Origin of the sequence: Martinezella calliandrae (assembly GCF_030272695.1) — a bacterium.
Classification (GTDB): domain Bacteria; phylum Pseudomonadota; class Alphaproteobacteria; order Rhizobiales; family Rhizobiaceae; genus Rhizobium; species Rhizobium calliandrae.
In genome coordinates, this window is record NZ_JARFYN010000024.1 from 72,542 (window position 1) to 91,896 (window position 19,355).

Below are 19,355 nucleotides of genomic sequence, written 5' to 3' on the forward strand. Positions count from 1 at the left end.
CTGTAGCCTTCTGGAGCCCTTCGCCATGCAAGCAGATTTCGTCATCATCGGCTCAGGTTCCGCCGGCTCCGCCATGGCCTATCGGCTGTCGGAGGACGGCAAGCATTCGGTCATCGTGCTGGAATTCGGCGGCAGCGATTTTGGGCCCTTCATCCAGATGCCGGCCGCTCTTGCGTGGCCGATGAGCATGAACCGCTACAATTGGGGCTATCTTTCCGAGCCGGAGAAGCAGCTGAACAACCGGCGCATCACTGCGCCGCGCGGCAAGGTCATCGGCGGCTCGTCCTCGATCAATGGCATGGTCTATGTCAGGGGCCACGCAGAGGACTTCAATCGCTGGGAAGAACTTGGTGCCCACGGCTGGGCCTATGCCGACGTGCTCCCCTATTTCAAGCGGATGGAGCATTCGCATGGCGGTGAAGAGGGCTGGCGCGGGACCGACGGCCCCCTGCATGTCCGACGCGGCGATGCCCGAAATCCCTTGTTCCATGCCTTTATCGAAGCCGGCAAGCAGGCAGGCTTCGAGGCGACAGAGGACTATAACGGCCGCAAACAGGAAGGCTTCGGCCTGATGGAGCAGACGACTTGGGCGGGCCGGCGCTGGTCCGCCGCGACTGCCTATCTGAAGCCCGCGCTGAAACGGCAGAATGTCCGATTGATTCGCTGCCTTGCTCGCAAAGTGGTGATTGAAAACGGGCGTGCGATGGGCGTTGAAATCGAGCGCGGCGGCAAGACCGAAATCGTCAGGGCAAACCGCGAAGTCATCGTCTCCGCCTCCTCCTTTAACTCACCGAAACTGCTGATGCTCTCAGGCATAGGCCCAGGACAGCATCTGCAAGACATGGGCATCGAGGTGAAGGTGGACCGGCCGGGCGTCGGCGCCAATCTGCAGGATCACATGGAATTCTATTTCCAGCAGACCAGCCTGAAGCCGGTTTCGCTCTATTCCTGGCTGCCCTGGTATAAACAGGGCATTGTCGGGGCGCAGTGGATGTTCTTCAAATCCGGCCTCGGAACCTCCAATCAGTTCGAGGCCTGCGCCTTTGTGCGATCAGCGCCGGGCATCAAGCAGCCGGATATCCAATATCATTTCCTGCCCGTCGCCATCAGCTATGACGGCAAGGCTGCAGCAAAAAGCCACGGATTCCAGGCGCATGTCGGCTATAACCTGTCAAAATCGCGCGGCACCGTTACCCTGCGCTCCTCCGACCCGAAAGCTGATCCCGTCATCCGCTTCAACTATATGAGCCATCCCGAGGATTGGGAAAAGTTCCGCCACTGCGTGCGCCTCACACGCGAGATCTTTGGGCAAAAGGCCTTCGAAGAATATCGCGGACCGGAAATCCAGCCGGGCCCCGACGTCCAGACCGACGACCAGATCGATGCCTTCCTCCGCGAGCATCTGGAAAGTGCCTATCACCCCTGCGGCACTTGCAAGATGGGCTCGAGGGACGATCCGACGGCCGTGGTCGACCCTGACACTCGCGTCATCGGGGTCGACGGCCTGCGCGTCGCCGACAGCTCGATCTTCCCGCACGTCACCTACGGCAATCTCAACGGCCCTTCGATCATGACCGGTGAGAAGGCCGCTGACCATATCCTCGGCAAGCCAAGGTTGGCGCGATCAAACCAGGAACCCTGGATCAATCCGCGTTGGGCGGTGAGCGATCGGTAAACGGCGATGGCTTCAATGGTAATCCTCCGCGCGCTGATGCCGGACGGCGAGGACGGTTACCGTCGTGTCGTTCTCGATTTCGAATAGAGCAACATAACCGGAAGAACCGAAGGGGATAACCAGTTCGCGCAGAAAGGAATTATCGGCCAATACTTTGCGACAGGTGAAGGGAAAATCGCCGAGCAGTTCGATCGCCTTTTGGACGGCCTCGGGAGCTCTCTCTGCAAGCTCGACATCTTTCGCGATCAGATAATCGTAACGACGGTCGAAATCCTCGAACGCCGCAGTGGTGTAGCGGATTGCATATTTCATTTCTGTCCGGAGGCTTTTGCTTTGACGAGCTTGGCGGTCAACATTCCCAGAACATCTTCCGAATCATAGTAAACGCCTGTCCGCTTCTCTTCATCCATTGCTGCCAATCCACGCGCAATGAACTGTTCCTGCGTACGCCGATAATGAATCTGAGCGCGCAGGGAACTTTTGACGAATGCGGAGACGGTCTCCCCCTCCTTTAGGACGCTTTCGGCCGCCGCGCGCAGTTCCGGATCGACGCTGAGCGATGGGATGGAAGCGGATTTCATAGCAGACCTCTTGCATTGCAATTGCGATGCAATTTATTTGCCGATCGAGCAGGGTCAATGCAGCCTGATGTGAATAGCCGTAACACAGTTTGACTATCGTGACCTTATCCTACGGGTTAGATGTTCGGACCTGAGTTGCAGAATCACAAATGGACAGTTCGTCCGGTTCGAAATCCATGCCCTCGATCTACCGCAAATCCAAACTCCTGCGCCGCTCCCGTGTCATCTGGGGTTCGATCCATCTCTGGCGGCCGCGGCTGGTGTTTTGGACGGGAGCCTTGGCAATCGGGGTGATCAGCGTCGGTTTTGCGAAACTGGCCGATCTCGCGCAGCACGCATTTACGGGAGTTACGAGTTCCAGGGAATGGACCTGGTTGTTGCCGCTCGTGCTGACGCCGCTCGGCTTCGTTCTTTCGGCATGGCTGGCGGCTACGCTGTTTCCGAATTCTCAAGGCAGCGGCATTCCGCAGGCGATCGCAGCACGGCATCTGCATCATGAAGAAGACCGCACGAAGCTGCTGTCGATTCGGCTTGCCTTTGGAAAGATCGTGCTGACCGTTCTCGGGCTGCTTTGCGGCGCCTCTATCGGCCGCGAAGGGCCAACGGTACAGGTGGGCGCCTCCTTCATGCTGGCGGTCGCTCGCTTCGGAGGCATGGCGCAAGCCAAAGGGTTGATCCTGGCGGGTTCGGCCGCTGGCATTGCGGCGGCCTTCAATACGCCACTCGCCGGCATCGTCTTTGCCATCGAGGAGATGAGCCGCACCTACGAATCGCGTGCCAATGGTCTGGTACTCACCGCGGTTATTCTCTCTGGCCTCGCGGCCCTCGGACTTTCCGGCAGCTATAATTATTTCGGCACCGCCAATGCAGCGCCGGCCGCACTTGCGGATTGGGGCCTCGTCCTGATCTGCGGCATCGGCGGCGGCGCGCTAGGGGCAGCTTTTAGCGGATTTGCGCTATATGCGGGCATTCGCATTCGCCGGTGGGCGCAACCGCAGCCTCTTAAGCGCATGCTGATGCTCGCTGCATGCTGCGGCATTCTGGTTGCCGCGATCGGCGTCACCTCAGGTGGCAGCACGTTTGGCACCGGCTATGATCAAGCGCGCGGCGCGGTGGAGGGACATGCCCTGCCCCCGCTGTTCTTTATCGAAAAGCTGCTGGCGGGCTTCCTATCAATGATTTCGGGCATCCCGGGGGGCATTTTCGCGCCGTCTCTCTCTGTCGGCGCCGGTTTCGGCAGCACGATCGGCACGCTCATGGGCAGCAGCATCGCATTGGCGGCGATCCTCGGCATGGCAGGCTATTTCGCCGGCGTGGTGCAGGCGCCGATGACGGCCTTTGTCATCATCCTGGAAATGACCGGCGATCACCAGGCTGTCATTTCGATCATGGCGGTATCGATGATCGGCTATGTAACTTCGCGCCTCTTATCGCGCGAGCCGCTCTATCATGGTTTGTCGCGTGTCTTCATCGCGGCAGCGATCCGGGCGCGGCGAGCAATCGAGAAAGAAGCTGCCGAAGAGCACGTCGCGGGCTGAAGGTCGCTCAGGCGAGCAGCCGGGCGACCTCGGCGTTATCGGGCAGCGTCACCGCATCGGCGATGGTCGTCGAGAACAGGACCTTGCGGGTCGCATCGGCGACTTTCGCGAAAACATGGCGGATTTCGCAGGTCTGTTCACCGTCGCAGTCGTCACAGCGGCGATAGGCGGTGATGGAAAGGCAGGGCAGCGGCGCGATCGGCCCGTCGATGATGCGCAGGATCTCGCCGAAGGTAATTTCATTCGCCGGCTTCCGCAGCAGATAACCACCCTGCTTGCCGCGGCGGCTGATGACGATCCCCTGATGTTTCAGATCGAGAAGAATCTGCTCCAGAAATTTCTTCGGGATTTTCTGCTGTGCAGCAATATCGGAAATCATCATCGGCTCGCCTGCCTCGCCCTGGGCCAGAGCAGACAGCGCCCGAAGCGCATATTTTGCTTTTTGAGTGATCATTTCGAACCGTCTACACACACATACGATGCGCTCGCCCGATACATACGGGAACATCGTTTCGGAACTCTCAACACTTTGACCAGGTTTCAATTCTGCATCAAGTTGCAAACTAGGAAAGCATTGGCGATGTCAGCAACCCAGCCTTGTTTTCGTTCTTATCACTATGCCCACAGTTTAGGGCAAAATTCGGCATTTCGCATCTTTTTGGCCATCACTTCCGATTTCCGTTTGACAAGCTACGTGTAACTCTACTATTTCTATAGACATTAAAGCAAGCGCTCAGATATGACTAGTCTTATCGGTCTTGCCGCGCCCGGCCGCTTCTGCGGCCAAAACGTCTTGGTTAAAAGCCGAGGCGTTCGGTTTTCCGCATGGGCGCGGCTTCATGGAGATATTTGCTCTCTATTCCCTTGCTTTCGAAATCCGTTTTTCTGTCCGCTCCGCTGACAAGCTGCGATACTCCGTGGCAATATCAGGACAGGATTCCTCATGACTGCAATTACTGCTATCGAAGAAGCCGGAACACTGAACAGCCGGTTGGCCGGGCTTGATCTTGCCGGCCGTCTGTCTCTGGTCGCCGGCCTCGGCGGCCGCGTCGTCTTTACGACCTCCCTTGGGATCGAAGATCAGGTTATCTCGGCGGAGATCGGCGACCATCGCCTGCCGATCGAAGTCGCGACGCTGCAGACCGGCCGTCTATTCCCCGAAACACTCGCCCTGATCGAGGAGACGGAGAGCCAGTACGATATCCGCATCGTCCGCTATGAGCCGGAACAGGGCGATATCGACGCCTATGCCGCGAAATACGGTCTGAACGGTTTCTATGAAAGCGTCGAAGCCCGGCACGCCTGTTGTGGCGTGCGCAAGCTGAAGCCGCTTGCGCGAGCGCTTTCCGGGGCAACGATCTGGATCACCGGCTTGCGCCGTGGCCAGTCGGCCAATCGCGCCGACACGCCTTTTGCCGAATACGATCCGGAGCGCAGTCTCATCAAGGTCAACCCGCTTGCCGACTGGGACATCGACACGATCCGCGCCTATGTCGCCAATAATGGCGTTCCGGTGAACCCGCTGCATCAACGAGGCTATCCCTCAATTGGCTGCGAACCCTGCACCCGCGCCATCAAGCCGGGCGAATCCGAGCGGGCCGGTCGTTGGTGGTGGGAAAACGACGAGAAACGCGAATGCGGCCTGCATGTTCACGAAGAAACTGCGGTCGCCGCCCAATAATCACCTGCCGGTTCCCGGCCACCGGTTGAAACGCGCTCAGATTCGGCGCCACCTACCGGGAACCAACGCATCCCATTCTTTCCGACATCAGCCGGTCGGGATTCAAGTTCTGGAGTTAGAAATGCCCGATAGCCGTCCGGATAAGGAACTCTCCAATCCGCAAAGCACCAAACCGCCACTGGATCCGCATCTGAAGGCGCTGGAAAATGAGTCGATCCACATTTTCCGCGAAGTGGCGGCCGAATTCGAGCGCCCAGTCATGCTCTATTCGATCGGCAAGGACTCCTCAGTGCTGTTGCATCTGGCGCGCAAGGCCTTCTATCCCGGCCGCGTGCCCTTCCCGCTCCTGCACGTGAACACCGGCTGGAAGTTCGCGGAGATGATCACCTTCCGTGACGAGATCGTGAAGAAATACGATCTCGACCTGATCGAGCATATCAATCCTCGCGGCAAAGCCGAGAACGTGACGCCGTTCACCCATGGTTCGGCGCGCTATACCGACATCATGAAGACGGAAGCGTTGCGTCAGGCGCTCGATGCCGGTCAGTATGACGCCGCTTTCGGCGGTGCGCGCCGCGACGAAGAGGCCTCGCGCGCCAAGGAGCGTATTTATTCTTTCCGTACGCCGGACCATCGCTGGGATCCGCGTAATCAGCGCCCGGAACTTTGGAATATCTACAATGGTCAGATCCGCAAGGGCGAGAGCGTCCGCGTATTCCCATTGTCGAACTGGACCGAAGTCGACATCTGGCGCTACATCCAGGCCGAGGATATTCCGATCGTACCGCTTTATTTCGCTGCCAAGCGCCCGGTCGTCGAGCGCGACGGCATGATGATCATGGCGGCAGATCCGCGGCTCGAAATGCTGCCAGGCGAGGTCAAGCGCGAGGAAGTCATCCGCTTCCGCACGCTCGGTTGCTTCCCGCTGACAGGCGCGATCCGATCCACGGCCACCACCCTCGAAGAGGTTATAGCAGAGCTGGAAATCGCGACGGTTTCCGAACGACAGGGCCGCGCCATCGACCGCGACCAATCCGGCTCCATGGAAAAGAAGAAGCGTGAAGGATATTTCTGAGATGACCGCAGCCGCAACCGCAAACGTTGCCACCCTGTCCGCGGCCGAGCCCGTCAGGGCGGCGCGCGATTCGCGCCCGCTTCGCCTAATCACCTGCGGCAGCGTCGACGACGGCAAGTCCACGCTGATCGGTCGTCTGCTTTGGGATACCAAAGCTGTCAAAGAAGACCAGGCCGCCACGCTGCAGCGCGATTCCACCGGCAAGCAAAACGATCTCGGCCTGCCCGACTTCGCACTCCTGCTCGACGGGCTGCAGGCCGAGCGCGAACAGGGCATCACCATCGATGTCGCCTATCGCTATTTCTCGACTGACAAGCGCTCCTTCATCGTCGCCGACACGCCCGGCCATGAGCAATATACCCGCAATATGGCGACGGGCGCCTCCACTGCAGATCTTGCGGTACTGCTGGTCGACGCACGCATGGGCATTCTTGAACAGACGCGCCGCCACGCGACGATCGCATCGCTGCTCGGCATCAAGCAGTTCGTGCTCGCTGTCAACAAGATCGACCTTACGAACTACGACCGCGCCGGCTTCGAGAAAATTTCGCATGATTTCCGCGAATTCGCCCTGTCGCTCGGCGTCAAGCAGATCACCGCCATCCCGATGTCGGCGCTGAAGGGCGAGAATGTCGTTTATTCCGGCGAGACCTCTATGCCCTGGTACACCGGCCCGACGTTGGTCGAAACGCTGGAACTCGCCACAGTGCGTTCAGCGCAGACGGTCGGCTTCCGCCTCTCGGTGCAGCGCGTGTCGCGGCCCGGCGAAAGCTTCCGTGGCTATCAGGGCACTGTTGCCGGTGGCTCGGTCAAGCCGGGCGACAGCGTTATGATCCTGCCGTCGGGCATGGTCGCCAACGTCTCGAAGATCGTCACTTTCGATCTCGTGCGCAATGCAGCAGTGGCCGGCGATGCCATCACGCTTGTGCTCGACCGGCAGGTGGACGTGTCGCGCGGCGACATGATCGTCGCTATCGACAGCCAGCCGCAGTCAGGTCTCGCCTTCGACGCTCAGATCGTCGCGTTGCAGCCTGAAGGCATCGAGCCCGGCAAACGCTATTGGCTGAAGAGCGGCAGCCGCCGCCAGCGCGTTCAAGTGCAGCCCATTGCTCAACTCGAGCTGAAGACCGGCGCCTGGGCACCGGCACAATCGCTATGGATGAATGCGATCGGCAAAGTCCGCCTTTCCTTTGACGAAACTGCGGTCTTCGACCCTTACGACCAGAACCGCTCAACCGGCTCCTTCATCCTGATCGATCCGGACAGCAACAATACGGTCGCCGGTGGGATGATCACTGGCAAACGCGCCGATGTCGGCGGCATCCACAAGGACGGCCAACGCGTGCTCCTGTCGCTGCCGGCGGATCTTGCCGACCAGATCATGGCCAGCGAACTCTTCGCGAGCCGCCGCGACGAAACCGAAGTCCGCCGCGTGACCGCAGCACAGGCCGCGGAGATTTGGGCAAACGCGGCCAGCGATATTTGATCGCTATTGGATGCGGCTCGGCATTCCCGCGACGATCTTCGTGCCGAGCGTAACATCGCCGGCCAAGGCCGAGCGCATCCGCGGCTATGGGGCGAACCTTGTCATCGGGGGGGAGCGTTATGCCGATGCGCTACCCCTATGACCAGCCCGAGACTCTGCTCGGGCAAGGAACGATCGGGCTTGAGGTCGAGGCTAACATCCCCGACATCGATACGCTGCTGGTCGCGGTCGGCGGCGGCGGACTGATTGGCGGGATTGCCGCCTGGTTCCAGGGACGCGTCCGGGTCATGGCCGTCGAGCCGGAAGGCGCACGGACGCTCTGGCAGGCCTTCGAGGCCGGGCATCTGGTCGATGCCCCCAGCAGCCAGCATCGCGGCCGATTCGCTGGCGCCGAAGCACGTCGGCGAACTGATGTTCCCAACTTTGTGGGATCGGCTGCGAATCGTCGCCGAACCCGGCGGCGCCACGGCCTTTGCCGCATTACTTGCCGGCAAATATGTCCCGACCCCGAACGAGCGTGTGGCGGTGCTGCTTTGCGGCGCCAACACGACCGCGGTTCGGTTTGACTGAAGCAGTTTCGACCCGTTAGGGACCCGCTTTGGAACATCCTGCTGCGCCTGGCGGATCTCGTCGTCGGAAGCCTGCATGGGGTGCCGCACATAAGCTCGGGCGATTAGTTCCGAGGCTGCGAATTACCGCAGAATTTCGCCGAGCGCTGCCAAGAGGCGATCGCATTCGTCATCAGTCCCGATGCTGATGCGCAGGAAATCTTCGATGCGCGCGGCCGAAAAACGCCTGACCAGGATTTTCCGACTTCTCAGTTCCGCCGCCAGTTCCGCCCCGCCCTTGGCGGGATAACGCGTAAAGAGGAAATTGGCCGATGACGGCAGAACCTCGAAGCCAAGTTCCTGCAAGGCTGCGGCCACCCGCTGCCGGCTGGCGACGATCAGGTCGCGGTGGCGCTCGAACCACTCACGATCTTTCCAGGCAGCGAGCGCGCCGGCCAAAGCGAGCCGGTCGAGCGGGTAGGAATTGAAGCTGTCCTTGACCCGCTCCAACGCCTCGATCAACGGCCTTTGCCCGACGGCGAAGCCGACGCGCAGGCCGGCCAGCCCGCGAGACTTGGAGAGCGTCTGGATCACCAGCAGGTTCGGATAGCGGCGCACAAGCGGTACTGCGCTTTCGCCGCCGAAATCGACATAGGCTTCGTCGATGACCACGACCTGATCGGGATGATCGCGGAGAACGCCCTCGATCTCAGCGAGCGGCAGGCCGATGCCCGTGGGTGCGTTGGGATTGGGCAGGATCATGGCGCCGCAGGGCCGGCGATAATCATCAAGCCGAACCCGCATCTCACCGTCGACCGGGATTTGCTGGAACGCGATTCCATAGAGGCGGCAATAGGTTGGATAGAAAATGTAGGTGATGTCGGGAAACAGCAACTGCCCGTCGTGGTTCAGCAATCCCTGGAACGTATGCGCCAGCACCTCGTCCGATCCGTTGCCGACGAAAACCTCGTTCGCGTCGAGGCCGAAGCTTTCGGCGATGACGGCGCGCAAGTCCCGCGCCGTCGGATCGGGGTAGAGCCGCAGCGTATCGGTAGTGGCTTGTGAAATCGCCTCCAGCGCCAGCGGCGAAGGCCCATAGGGGCTTTCATTGGTGTTCAATTTGACCAGGCCGCTGATGACTGGTTGCTCGCCGGCGACATACGGGGTCAAGGAATGGACTATGGGGCTCCAAAAACGACTCATTGTGCTTTCAAACTTCGCCGCCACCGGTGGTTGACACGGGGCGGCGGATTTTCATTTCATTCATCTCCCGGCACCGTCGCAAAATCGAGCGCGCGCGGCAACTGCCTGCGAAGCGATTCGAAACAATATCTCGGCAAACTGGCTTTGTGATCAGGCTGCAGCGTCCGGGAGAGCCTCGCAACGTTCGGCGAAAAGTCTTTCGCTCAGAAAATCGACAAAGACCCGGACCTTGGGAGAGAGGTGGCGATTAGACGGCCAAAGCAGGTGGAAACGACCTGGGCCATCGATGTGGTCGTCAAGCACCGTGCGCAGCGTGCCCTCGGCAAGCGCGCTGCGTGCCAAAAAATCCGGCATGCAGCCGATACCGAGACCGCTGAGAGTGGCACCACGCAACGCCTCCATATTATTGCAGGACAAAACCGATCGGGTGCGCAATTCCGGTTCGCCCTCCTGCAGCGTCAGAGGCCAATTCTGGACTTTGCCGCTGTTGGGGAAGCGGAAGTGGATGGCCAAGTGGCCGTCGAGTGCGCGCGGGCAATCGGGAACGCCATGACGTTCGAAATAGCTGGGTGCCGCGCACAGCAGCATCTGGAACGGCCGCAGCGAGCGCGACATCAGCCGCGAATCCGGCAGGTTGCCGCTGCGGATCGCCACATCGACGCCCTCTTCGATCATATCGACAATGCGGTCGTTGAAATCGATATCGAGTTCGACCTCGGGATAGCGGGCAAGGAATTCCGGCAGCACCGGCAGCAGAAGATGGTAGCTGACGATCGGCACGCTGACGCGGAGGCGCCCGCGCGGTGCGGCGACCGCCTGGGCGAGCGACGCCTGGGCATCGTCGAGATCATCAAGCACACGCCGACAGCGCTCGTGGAAGAGGCGCCCCTCTTCTGTCAGGCGAATGCTGCGGGTCGAGCGCTGAAGCAGCCGCACGCCGAGCTGATGCTCGAGAGTGGTCACCGCCTTGCCGACGGCGGAGGCCGAAAGGCCAAGCACGCGCCCCGCGGCTGCAAAGCTGCCGAGATCAGCGGTTCGCACAAAGGCAGTCAGGCCACTTAACCGATCCATTCTCTTTGTCCATTCGAGCGTTTTCTTCCGGCATATGCGGAAACTAAGCGCTATTTCCCTCTAATTAAAGCGAAATTATCCTCAACGGGTATTTCACCGCGCCCGCGGCCGATGGATGCCGGTTTTAGAGCCGGCTTCCATTCCCAAGCCGACCGCGGGTTCTCTTTTGCTCAAGCTCAGCGGATATCCCGATGCATCCAAACCAGATAAAGGCCGCGTATCCGGCCGAAAAACTGTTCGTTCTTATCGCCGTCTGTTGCGCGGCCGCCGCCATGCCCCTGACCTTCACCGGTCCTGCCGTCGCCTTGCCGGCCATCAGCCGGACGCTCGGCGGCAGCCCGATCGCGCTCAACTGGGTCACCAATGCCTTCATGCTGACCTTCGGCAGCAGCCTGATGGCCGCCGGTGCGCTCGCCGACAGCTTCGGGCGCAAGCGTATTTTCCTTATAGGTCTCGGCAGCTTCGCCCTATTTTCGGCGGGACTGGCCTTTGCCGGCGACATCGTCTGGTTCGATATCCTACGGGCGCTGCAAGGCATGGGTGCGGCTGCGGCATTTTCCGGCGGCATGGCGTCCCTCGCGCAGGAGTTCGAGGGGCAAGCGCGCATGCGCGCCTTCAGCGTCGTTGGTTCAAGCTTCGGCGTCGGTCTTGCTCTCGGACCGATCGCATCCGGCCTGATGATCGAAGCCTTCGGCTGGCCGACGATCTTCCTTCTGGTCGTCATCTTTGCGGGCCTCGCCCTTGGCCTCGGCGCATACTTCCTGACCGAGTCCAGAGATCCCGATGCCGCCGGTCTCGATTGGCCAGGCGCGCTCAGCTTTACGCTTGCCCTGACACTCTTCACCTACGGCGTGTTGCGCGCTCCGGAAAGCGGTTGGGGCGATCCGCTGGTCATTCTCTTGCTTGCGGGTGCGGCATTGCTCTTTGTTGCCTTTGGCGTCATCGAACGCTCGCTAAAACGCCCGATGCTGGATCTCACTCTGTTTCGGTATCCGCGTTTCGTCGGCGTGCAGTTACTGGCGGCAGCCCCTGCCTATGCCTTCGTCGTGCTGCTCATCCTGCTTCCGGTTCGTTTCGTTGGCATCGAGGGCGTGAGCGAGGTCGCGGCCGGCCGGATGATGGTCGCCCTGTCAGCGCCGCTTCTCGTCCTGCCGATCGTTGCCGGTCTGCTGACGCGATGGTTCACGGCCGCCGCCATCTGCAGTGCTGGCCTTATTATCTCCGGCGCCGGACTGTTCTGGCTCAGCCATCTCGCGACAGGATCGACGCCGACGGCATTGATTGGCCCACTGCTGACGATCGGCATCGGCATTAGCCTGCCCTGGGGCTTGATGGATGGGCTTGCCGTTAGTGTCGTTCCGAAAGAACGCGCAGGCATGGCGACCGGCATCTTCAGCACCACACGTGTCGCCGGCGAAGGCGTTGCGCTCGCTGTCGTCAGCGCCGTCCTGTCGGCGCTCATTCAATCACGTCTCGGTGCTGAGGCGGGCGAACATGCCTCCATTGCAGCGCAGCAGCTCGTCACGGGCGATCTTCTCGACGCAGCGTCGAATGTGCCAGCGATCGGACATGCTAAGCTGATTCATGCGTACAATGATGCTTTCAGCGCGCTGTTGTGGCTCCTGACGGCGATCACGACCACAACGGCAATCGTCGTCTTCACCTTCCTTGGCCGCGGCGCGGGGGAAAGCGCCGTCGAAGCCGAGGACCTGGAGCCGGAGGGCGACGAAGACGCGCTGAACGCCTCCAACGCCTAAGCGCCCTTTTTCCATCCGGCGAGTCGGCACAATTGTGCCGGCTCATCACACAACAATTTATTTCGAAAACACACAAAATGTGCACGCTGCCTGACGAGGATTGCAGCTATATGATAGCCGCATGATATCAGGCCGGTTTTTGAAAATTATCGCTTGGGGTTATATCGCGGCACTGGTTGCCGTGACCTTTGCGCATCTCAATTGGCAGGCCGAGTTTGGCAATCCCTTCAACATGTATCGTGCGGGCGCACTCTGCGTCGCTGGCATGCTGGCGCGACTTGCCTATCCACAATCGCCCTCTTTCACCTGCCTGTTAATGATCGGCAGCGTTTCGACGCTCTGCTTTTCACATTTTCTGGCGAATGGAAGTTACGGTTCTCCGATGGATATCATCGTCGCCATGACTGGCGCGCTCTGGGGCATCGCAATTGGCGCCATGCTCAGCAAGCTGATATCGCCGACTTCGAAACGAACTGCTCTCTATTAAGAAGCGCTCGGCGACATTCAACGCTCACAACAATCTCTTATGTTCGTTTTCAAGCTCTTTGGCCATGATTTTTCCTTTTCGACTTTGACGGCGAAAGCACATGCTTGAAGCTGTTGGAAAAAGGAGGAGATAGGGCGTTTTGACGACGGCTGGCATACTCTTATGCGCGGGTTGGCTACCGCATTTCCGTTTGTTCGTCTGGGGCTACCTCTGTCTAGCTTCGGGCGTGGACAGTTTCCACCGCTTAGCTCTTACGAGGGGTCCCGACCGGAGCCCTGCCTCCATCTTTGTCCAACAGCAGATGATTCAATGCTTTCGCTAAGCGTTGTTCCTCGAGCTGACCGGAAGGATCTAGCCTTGTGCCATGGGAGCGACCTCCTGCCCGATCGCCCATAGGAACGCCGCCATTTCCCGAGCAATGGCGGTGATCGCGACGACCTTCGGTTTGGCCTGCCGCTATCAGCCTGCGATACCGCGCGCAAAGCCTCACCTGACCTTTCCAGGCAATCTCTCGAACCGTCCCTTGCAATCCCTCCAGCCGCGCCTGGATCTTCGGGCTCATACGTGCCGGCCCATGGGACTACCCTTTTCCTATTTCCTATCTCCAAATGATTATTGCCAAGACAACATTATGACTGACTTACTATTTTCTTTGCAAATGTTGCTTTCCTGCAACTAAAAATGAAAAATCACGAAAATGTCATTCTGGGGGAAATATATCATATAACTTTGCAGGAAATCGTACTTAATAGCGACCAGAAGCGGGTGGGGCCCGTTTCTCCCGAGTCGGGGTTTTTAAACAGGGATAGGGTGAGGCACGTCGATTTTTCGGCGCGATGGCCTGCGCCCAATCTATATTGGATTGGAGTTTTTATGAACATCAAGAGCCTTCTTCTCGGCTCCGCTGCTGCGCTCGCAGCAGTTTCCGGCGCTCAGGCAGCCGACGCTGTCGTCGCCGCTGAGCCGGAGCCGCTCGAATACGTCCGTATCTGCGACGCATATGGCGCTGGCTACTTCTTCATCCCGGGCACCGAAACCTGCCTCAAGATCGGCGGCATGGTTCGTACCGAAGGTAAGTGGTACAACGCTTACAATCCGGGCCCTGGTGGCGACTATGGTACGCTGTGGCATACGCGCGCTCAGCTTTCCATCGACACTGCATCGGACACCGAATTCGGTCCGCTGAAGACGGACACCGTCTACCGTTGGGATTGGCAGGAAGGCGGCGCCACGACCACCAAGCTTCTGTTCGCCAACATCAGCCTCGCTGGCTTCACCGTGGGTAAGCTCGATTCGCAGTATAACCTGTACATGGGCTACGCCGGCGACGTCATCAACGACGACGTGGTCTATGACGGCCCGTACGAACTCAACCAGTTGACCTACAACTACGACGCCGGCAACGGCTTCACAGCTGTAGTTTCGCTCGAAGATTCCAACTCCGGCGCTGACGCGTCTTCCTTCGGCGGCGCATGGGTTAAGTCCGAGCAGAACCACTACGCTCCGGACGTCGTCGCCGGTGCTGGCTACAAGGCTGGCGCTTGGCAGTTCCGCGTCGTCGGTGGTTATGACTCGATCGTCGAAGAAGGCGCTGTCAAGGCTCGTATCGACGCCAACTTCGGTGCGTTCACGGCCTTCTTGATGGGCGGCTGGAACACAGATGGCGATAAGCTGAACAAGTTCGCTGGCTCGAACCTGGACCCGTCGGCTTGCCCGGTTGGCCGTGGCGATCTCTGCGGCTGGGGTGACTGGGCTGTTTGGGGTGGCGTTGGCTACAAGATCAGCGACAAGCTGAAGTGGAACGTACAGCTCGCCTACACCGACTCGAAGATCTTCGAAGCCACGACGAACCTCAAATGGAACCCGGTCAAGAACCTGCTTGTCGAGCCGGAAGTTACCTACACCAACTTCGATTCAGTGAACCAGGATCAGTGGGCCGGTATCCTCCGCTTCCAGCGTAGCTTCTAAAACCTCGTTTCTGAGATCTGATCTGACTTGACCCCTGATCGGATGGGGACTGGTCCGGCTTCCAGTGAAGTCGGGCCGGTCCTTCCGAGTTAGGGATTACCGATGTTTTCGAGCGACTACCGGCCGGGCGACCACGCCCGGAGGTTGAAATTTGTTTCTGATATATTATATATAATGTTATTCTTATATTCAAAGACTGGCTGTCCTGTTCAAAAACTAGAGATCGCTGGCATTGTTTCGGCTTTGTGACAATACGAAATAAGAGGCCGGATAACACTGTAGTTGGCTTTCCTGGATGCCAAAGCTGTGGCTCGCGGTGCGTTTTCTGATGACGCACTCCAAATGTATAAGATCATCGACAAGCCGCATTTTTTGTCGTAGAGAGGCCGCATGTCATTCACCTACGCAAATGCCTCGCGATTTTATTCGTACCGCTGCTCTCAGCGGAGGCGGGCCCGTGCGTAGATAAAACTGACGCAACGACATAGACCCCAACAGCCGCTAGTCCTACCTGGCGGCTTTTTTGTCGCCACGGTATGAACCCACAAAGGAACTGATACCGTGTTGAAATCCACTGATGATTTGCGAATTGTCGAGATTACTGCCCTTACGCCGCCCTCGCGCATTATAGAGGAGATCCCGCGGGATGAGGCCGTCACTATGACCGTGACGGAAACGCGCAGCGCCGTTCACGGCATCCTGCATAATGACGACGATCGATTGATCGTGGTCATCGGCCCCTGCTCCATCCACGACCCCGTCGCCGCGCGCGACTACGCCGCTCGCCTGAAGGAACAGCGCGATCGGTTCGCTGACGATCTCGAAATCATCATGCGGGTCTATTTCGAGAAGCCTCGAACCACGGTCGGCTGGAAGGGTCTGATAAATGACCCTCATCTCGACGGAAGCTATCGCATCGAAGAGGGGTTGCGCATTGCCAGACGTCTACTGGTCGATGTCAACGAAATCGGGCTGCCGGCCGGGTGTGAATACCTCGACACGATCACGCCGCAGTACATTTCCGATTTGGTAAGCTGGGGCGCAATCGGCGCGAGGACGACCGAGAGCCAGGTGCATCGCCAACTCGCTTCGGGCCTTTCATGCCCGGTCGGTTTCAAGAACGGAACGAATGGCGATGCCAGGATAGCTCTGGACGCGATCGTTGCAGCCTCGCAGCCGCATCATTTCCCGGCCGTGACCAAGGAAGGCCTGGCGGCGATTGCCTCGACACGTGGCAATGACGATTCCCATCTCATTCTGCGCGGCGGCAAGCAACCCAACTATGACGCGGCCAGTGTGCAGGCGGTATCGGCACAGGCTGAGCAATCCGGACTTGATCCGCGCATCATCATCGATGCCAGCCATGCCAACAGCGGAAAGAATCCCGAGAACCAACCGATGGTCGTCAGCTCCGTCGCAGAGCAAATATCTGCCGGCGACTATCGTATCAAAGGCATGATGATGGAGAGCAACATCGTCGGCGGCCGCCAGGATCTCATTCCCGGCAAAGCGCTGGTTTATGGCCAAAGCATCACGGATGGCTGCATAGATTGGCCAACCTCCGTCCACACATTGGAAGAACTGGCGCGGGCCGCACAGACAAGGCGACGTATGTCCCGCCAATAACATGTTCTAATCGGGGGATCGTTCACCCGTCACGCCTTGGCGCACGAGCCCTATCCGCCGTAAAGCTTGTCCTCGCCGAGCGGCCGAGGACAAGCTCTCCCTTCTCTATCCGGCTAGGGATCGCCCGCGACCGACGACTAGCTTTAGCGACCCCTCGAATTCCGGCTGCGAGCGCAGATGCCCGTACTTGGCGTCCCATGTACCGTCCTTAAGATCGCGGCCGAGGTCGGCGACGAAGCGGTCACCGATCGAAGCATCGACAAAGCTCCAGGCGGAATTGGCAAGGCGCGCGCCCGGCTCCAATAAGTGCTCCGGACGTCCGTAATATGCCTCGCCGAAACCGTCCGTGCAATTCAGTGGGATCGGCACGGAAATGACCTCCGCATTGCCGCCCAACGCTTCGTTGATGATTGCGATTTGCGGATAGCGGCGCACCTCCACTGCGATCACTTCGGGTGCATAATCGACGAGCCAGAAGCGATCGAGCTGATCGGGATCGCCGGTGAGGATTAGGACGGGACCGCGCGTCACCCGCCGCATTTCGGCAAGCCCCGCCGCCAGATCGGACCACTGATGCACGGTAAATGTCGCCATGCAGGCATCGAAACTGGCGTCTGCAAAGGGAAGCTTCTCTGCGGCGGCATCGATGGCGACAGGCAGGTGCGCCGGCCGCTGCGCCCGCATCGACGCAGACGGCTCAACGGCTGTAACCGCGCGGTCAATAGGCTCATAAGAGCCGGCCCCAGCGCCGACATTCAGGACGCTACGGGCATCGCCCAATGCAGCGCGGATAAACTTCGCAATATGGGGATCGGGCTGGCGGTATGTTGCATAGTTCGTGCCAATGACGCCGTAATTTGCGTCACCGGCGCTGCCGTCCTGATGTCTGCTGGCCATAGGTCTTCATCCTTGTTTTCTGGCTGCGCCAAGCAGCCTCGTCGTGGTCCCGGCATAGCTTTGCCGCCGTCGAAAATGCTCTCGCAATCCGAATTTCATTGTTCCCTCAGTGGGGAAAATTTACTTTGTAAGCGGGACAAAACATTATGGTGCGCAGGAAGAAAACCGATATGATCGAACAAAAGCTGTTCGGAAATCTCACATGGCTCGCCGCATCCCATCACTCAATGCATTACGCGCCTTCGAAGCCGCCGGCCGGCACGGACGTATGACCCTGGCGGCCGACGAGCTGAACGTAACGCATAGCGCCGTCAGTCGTCAGATCCAGCATCTCGAGGATGTGTTGGGCGTTCCGCTATTTGAAGGACCGAAGAACAAACTGCGGTTGACGGAAGCGGGTTCGACCTTGCTGTCGGGCTTGAGTTCCGCATTCGATCAGATCGACATGTCGGTGCGATCGGTTGCTGATACGAAAGACGGATCACTTGACGTTTCCTGCCCCGGCACCTTCACCATGCGTTGGCTGATCCCGCGGCTTTACCGGTTCCAGGCGCAATACCCCAATATCGAAGTTCGCCTGGCCGCGTCGTCCCGCCCGGTCGATTTTACGCGCGACGGGTTCGATGTAGCGATTCGGGTCGGCGCGGCACCCTGGCCAAAGGGCGCTGAGGTGATAGCGCTTTTTCCGGAGCAGACGGGCCCGGTTATCTCCCCTTCCCTCGAAAGAACCGTCGCGGAGAATTTCGCCGGCGTGCCACAGCTTCATACCAGAACGCGCCTTCGCGCCTGGGGCGACTGGCTGTCGCGGTCGGGCGCACCGATCGAGGCCGGAACGCGCGTGGAATATGAGCATTTCTATTTCATGCTGGAGGCGGCAAGCGCCGGCCTCGGCGTCTGCGTGGCGCCTTGGCCCTATGTGACCGATGACATCCGCTTCGGCCGCCTCGCCGCGCCCCTGGGTTTCATCGACAGCGGCCACCATTACGTGGCGCTGCGGCGCGCCCGGCGGAATCGAAAATCGGAGTTGTTCTGTGAATGGCTGCGGAAGGAAGCACAGGCATTCTCCACCTCGCATCCAGCCTTGACAGGCTAGGCACGTCGATAACGAGCAAGGCTTAGGCAATCCTTTCGGGCCCCCCATACGAGCCACAGCTCTGCCCAAGGATCCGGCCCGCGAAAGAAAAGATGGCCGCGATATAGATCGAGGCCGCATTGATAGGCAAGGCGCTGCGAGGCGCCATTTCCGATCGGGGAGATGGACGCGACAGCTCGGCCTCGCTGCTGAGTGCTTAGGTACGGCTGCTTCTGAGCGTCGTGTCGCCCGCTGTCATATCGCCATGCCCCTCGAACTGGACAGGCGTGACGAACGCCTGCCCTTCGAAGAGGACAACAAAGCCGTTGAGGCGGTCCATAATCTTCCGCCTCACATCCTTTGTGCCGAGATCGGGTCTCAGCCGTTCATTTACGGCCTTGCCCCGCGGCCATGGTTCTGTTCATTCAGGATGCCGCGCGTTGCGTCGCATCGGCGCCGGGCTGCCTGGCCGGCAGTTTCCAGCCGGGGCGGACGAAATGGCAGGTGTAGCCATTTGGAATGCGCTCCAGATAGTCCTGGTGCTCCGGCTCGGCTTCCCAGAATTCGCTTGCCGGCGTCACTTCCGTGACAACCTTGCCCGGCCAGAGACCGGAAGCGTCGACATCGGCGATCGTATCCAGAGCGACGCGCTTCTGCTCGTCGCTCGTATAGAAGATCGCCGAGCGATAG

19 protein-coding genes and 2 pseudogenes are annotated in these 19,355 nt (G+C 59.6%); 11 read left to right on the forward strand and 10 right to left on the reverse strand.

Annotation, left to right across the window (positions count from 1 at the left end; translation table 11 throughout):
- Positions 1 to 25 precede the first annotated feature (25 nt).
- Complete coding sequence (betA, locus tag PY650_RS19075) at positions 26 to 1,675, forward strand: choline dehydrogenase (RefSeq protein ID WP_285881071.1); 1,650 nt, start codon at positions 26 to 28, stop codon at positions 1,673 to 1,675.
- A gap of 12 nt (positions 1,676 to 1,687) precedes the next feature.
- Here betA and PY650_RS19080 read toward each other — a convergent pair whose 3' ends face one another.
- On the reverse strand, positions 1,688 to 1,987 hold the full coding sequence (locus PY650_RS19080) for a type II toxin-antitoxin system RelE/ParE family toxin (protein WP_285881072.1): 300 nt from the start codon (positions 1,985 to 1,987) through the stop codon (positions 1,688 to 1,690).
- Positions 1,984 to 2,256, reverse strand: coding sequence for a YlcI/YnfO family protein (locus tag PY650_RS19085; RefSeq protein ID WP_285881073.1), 273 nt, complete (start codon positions 2,254 to 2,256; stop codon positions 1,984 to 1,986). Before PY650_RS19085 ends, PY650_RS19080 begins: the two co-directional genes overlap by 4 nt.
- Before the next feature lie 176 nt (positions 2,257 to 2,432).
- Between PY650_RS19085 and PY650_RS19090 the strand changes: the two genes are divergently transcribed.
- The gene (locus tag PY650_RS19090) at positions 2,433 to 3,794 is read left to right on the forward strand and encodes a chloride channel protein (protein WP_285881096.1); all 1,362 of its coding nucleotides are present in this window, start codon (positions 2,433 to 2,435) and stop codon (positions 3,792 to 3,794) included.
- A 7-nt stretch (positions 3,795 to 3,801) separates the two neighbouring features.
- Here PY650_RS19090 and PY650_RS19095 read toward each other — a convergent pair whose 3' ends face one another.
- Positions 3,802 to 4,248 (reverse strand): RrF2 family transcriptional regulator, encoded by a 447-nt coding sequence (locus PY650_RS19095; RefSeq protein WP_285881075.1) that lies wholly within the window; start codon positions 4,246 to 4,248, stop codon positions 3,802 to 3,804.
- A gap of 489 nt (positions 4,249 to 4,737) precedes the next feature.
- Here PY650_RS19095 and PY650_RS19100 point away from each other — a divergent pair, with 489 nt between their 5' ends.
- The 4 genes and pseudogenes from PY650_RS19100 to PY650_RS19115 all read left to right on the forward strand — a co-directional run.
- Positions 4,738 to 5,475 (forward strand): phosphoadenylyl-sulfate reductase, encoded by a 738-nt coding sequence (locus PY650_RS19100; RefSeq protein WP_285881077.1) that lies wholly within the window; start codon positions 4,738 to 4,740, stop codon positions 5,473 to 5,475.
- A gap of 121 nt (positions 5,476 to 5,596) precedes the next feature.
- A complete protein-coding gene (cysD, locus tag PY650_RS19105; protein ID WP_285881078.1) occupies positions 5,597 to 6,550 on the forward strand; it encodes a sulfate adenylyltransferase subunit CysD in 954 nt (317 codons plus the stop codon).
- Position 6,551: 1 nt separating this feature from the next.
- On the forward strand, positions 6,552 to 8,036 hold the full coding sequence (gene cysN, locus PY650_RS19110) for a sulfate adenylyltransferase subunit CysN (protein ID WP_285881079.1): 1,485 nt from the start codon (positions 6,552 to 6,554) through the stop codon (positions 8,034 to 8,036).
- 13 nt (positions 8,037 to 8,049) lie between these two features.
- A pseudogene (locus PY650_RS19115) lies at positions 8,050 to 8,606 on the forward strand (pyridoxal-phosphate dependent enzyme); the annotation flags it as partial.
- 122 nt (positions 8,607 to 8,728) lie between these two features.
- On the opposite strand, the gene hisC reads toward PY650_RS19115, so the two are convergent.
- Together hisC and PY650_RS19125 are read right to left on the reverse strand one after the other, a co-directional pair.
- On the reverse strand, positions 8,729 to 9,787 hold the full coding sequence (gene hisC / locus PY650_RS19120) for a histidinol-phosphate transaminase (protein ID WP_285881080.1): 1,059 nt from the start codon (positions 9,785 to 9,787) through the stop codon (positions 8,729 to 8,731).
- 150 nt (positions 9,788 to 9,937) lie between these two features.
- Positions 9,938 to 10,858, reverse strand: coding sequence for a LysR family transcriptional regulator (locus PY650_RS19125; protein ID WP_285881081.1), 921 nt, complete (start codon positions 10,856 to 10,858; stop codon positions 9,938 to 9,940).
- Positions 10,859 to 11,049: 191 nt separating this feature from the next.
- Here PY650_RS19125 and PY650_RS19130 point away from each other — a divergent pair, with 191 nt between their 5' ends.
- Together PY650_RS19130 and PY650_RS19135 are read left to right on the forward strand one after the other, a co-directional pair.
- Positions 11,050 to 12,615 (forward strand): MFS transporter, encoded by a 1,566-nt coding sequence (locus PY650_RS19130; RefSeq protein ID WP_285881082.1) that lies wholly within the window; start codon positions 11,050 to 11,052, stop codon positions 12,613 to 12,615.
- Between the two features lie 121 nt (positions 12,616 to 12,736).
- Entirely contained in the window at positions 12,737 to 13,102 is a 366-nt protein-coding gene (locus PY650_RS19135) for a hypothetical protein (RefSeq protein ID WP_285881084.1), read from the forward strand.
- A gap of 351 nt (positions 13,103 to 13,453) precedes the next feature.
- On the opposite strand, the pseudogene PY650_RS19140 reads toward PY650_RS19135, so the two are convergent.
- Positions 13,454 to 13,673 (reverse strand): annotated as a pseudogene (locus tag PY650_RS19140) (IS110 family transposase); the annotation flags it as partial.
- A gap of 302 nt (positions 13,674 to 13,975) precedes the next feature.
- Between PY650_RS19140 and PY650_RS19145 the strand changes: the two are divergent.
- Complete coding sequence (locus PY650_RS19145; RefSeq protein WP_285881085.1) at positions 13,976 to 15,070, forward strand: porin; 1,095 nt, start codon at positions 13,976 to 13,978, stop codon at positions 15,068 to 15,070.
- A gap of 561 nt (positions 15,071 to 15,631) precedes the next feature.
- A complete protein-coding gene (locus PY650_RS19150; protein ID WP_285881087.1) occupies positions 15,632 to 16,696 on the forward strand; it encodes a 3-deoxy-7-phosphoheptulonate synthase in 1,065 nt (354 codons plus the stop codon).
- Positions 16,697 to 16,801: 105 nt separating this feature from the next.
- On the opposite strand, the gene PY650_RS19155 is transcribed toward PY650_RS19150, so the two are convergent.
- Positions 16,802 to 17,593: a class I SAM-dependent methyltransferase gene (locus tag PY650_RS19155; RefSeq protein WP_285881088.1), complete on the reverse strand. Its 792-nt coding sequence runs from the start codon at positions 17,591 to 17,593 to the stop codon at positions 16,802 to 16,804.
- A gap of 202 nt (positions 17,594 to 17,795) precedes the next feature.
- On the opposite strand from PY650_RS19155, the gene PY650_RS19160 reads away from it, so the two are divergent.
- Positions 17,796 to 18,686 carry a LysR family transcriptional regulator gene (locus PY650_RS19160; RefSeq protein ID WP_285881089.1) on the forward strand — a complete coding sequence of 297 codons (891 nt, stop codon included), beginning with the start codon at positions 17,796 to 17,798 and terminating at the stop codon, positions 18,684 to 18,686.
- On the opposite strand, the gene PY650_RS37420 is transcribed toward PY650_RS19160, so the two are convergent.
- The 3 genes from PY650_RS37420 to PY650_RS19170 form a co-directional block, all read right to left on the reverse strand.
- Entirely contained in the window at positions 18,683 to 18,850 is a 168-nt protein-coding gene (locus PY650_RS37420) for a DUF6314 family protein (protein ID WP_432761549.1), read from the reverse strand. The two genes, PY650_RS19160 and PY650_RS37420, sit on opposite strands and share 4 nt — an antisense overlap.
- A gap of 32 nt (positions 18,851 to 18,882) precedes the next feature.
- Positions 18,883 to 19,005 (reverse strand): hypothetical protein, encoded by a 123-nt coding sequence (locus PY650_RS19165; protein ID WP_285881090.1) that lies wholly within the window; start codon positions 19,003 to 19,005, stop codon positions 18,883 to 18,885.
- 85 nt (positions 19,006 to 19,090) lie between these two features.
- Positions 19,091 to 19,355 (reverse strand): peptide-methionine (S)-S-oxide reductase (locus tag PY650_RS19170; protein WP_285881091.1); only part of this gene is annotated, 265 nt, incomplete at its 5' end.

Excerpts from the sequence above, each read along its gene's own strand:
- betA (WP_285881071.1), top strand. The coding sequence starts at position 26 with ATGCAAGCAGATTTCGTCATCATCGGCTCAGGTTCCGCCGGCTCCGCC.
- PY650_RS19080 (WP_285881072.1), bottom strand. The coding sequence starts at position 1,987 with ATGAAATATGCAATCCGCTACACCACTGCGGCGTTCGAGGATTTCGAC.
- PY650_RS19085 (WP_285881073.1), bottom strand. The coding sequence starts at position 2,256 with ATGAAATCCGCTTCCATCCCATCGCTCAGCGTCGATCCGGAACTGCGC.
- PY650_RS19090 (WP_285881096.1), top strand. The coding sequence starts at position 2,433 with ATGCCCTCGATCTACCGCAAATCCAAACTCCTGCGCCGCTCCCGTGTC.
- PY650_RS19095 (WP_285881075.1), bottom strand. The coding sequence starts at position 4,248 with ATGATCACTCAAAAAGCAAAATATGCGCTTCGGGCGCTGTCTGCTCTG.
- PY650_RS19100 (WP_285881077.1), top strand. The coding sequence starts at position 4,738 with ATGACTGCAATTACTGCTATCGAAGAAGCCGGAACACTGAACAGCCGG.
- cysD (WP_285881078.1), top strand. The coding sequence starts at position 5,597 with ATGCCCGATAGCCGTCCGGATAAGGAACTCTCCAATCCGCAAAGCACC.
- cysN (WP_285881079.1), top strand. The coding sequence starts at position 6,552 with ATGACCGCAGCCGCAACCGCAAACGTTGCCACCCTGTCCGCGGCCGAG.
- hisC (WP_285881080.1), bottom strand. The coding sequence starts at position 9,787 with ATGAGTCGTTTTTGGAGCCCCATAGTCCATTCCTTGACCCCGTATGTC.
- PY650_RS19125 (WP_285881081.1), bottom strand. The coding sequence starts at position 10,858 with ATGGATCGGTTAAGTGGCCTGACTGCCTTTGTGCGAACCGCTGATCTC.
- PY650_RS19130 (WP_285881082.1), top strand. The coding sequence starts at position 11,050 with ATGCATCCAAACCAGATAAAGGCCGCGTATCCGGCCGAAAAACTGTTC.
- PY650_RS19135 (WP_285881084.1), top strand. The coding sequence starts at position 12,737 with ATGATATCAGGCCGGTTTTTGAAAATTATCGCTTGGGGTTATATCGCG.
- PY650_RS19145 (WP_285881085.1), top strand. The coding sequence starts at position 13,976 with ATGAACATCAAGAGCCTTCTTCTCGGCTCCGCTGCTGCGCTCGCAGCA.
- PY650_RS19155 (WP_285881088.1), bottom strand. The coding sequence starts at position 17,593 with ATGGCCAGCAGACATCAGGACGGCAGCGCCGGTGACGCAAATTACGGC.
- PY650_RS19160 (WP_285881089.1), top strand. The coding sequence starts at position 17,796 with ATGGCTCGCCGCATCCCATCACTCAATGCATTACGCGCCTTCGAAGCC.
- PY650_RS19165 (WP_285881090.1), bottom strand. The coding sequence starts at position 19,005 with ATGGACCGCCTCAACGGCTTTGTTGTCCTCTTCGAAGGGCAGGCGTTC.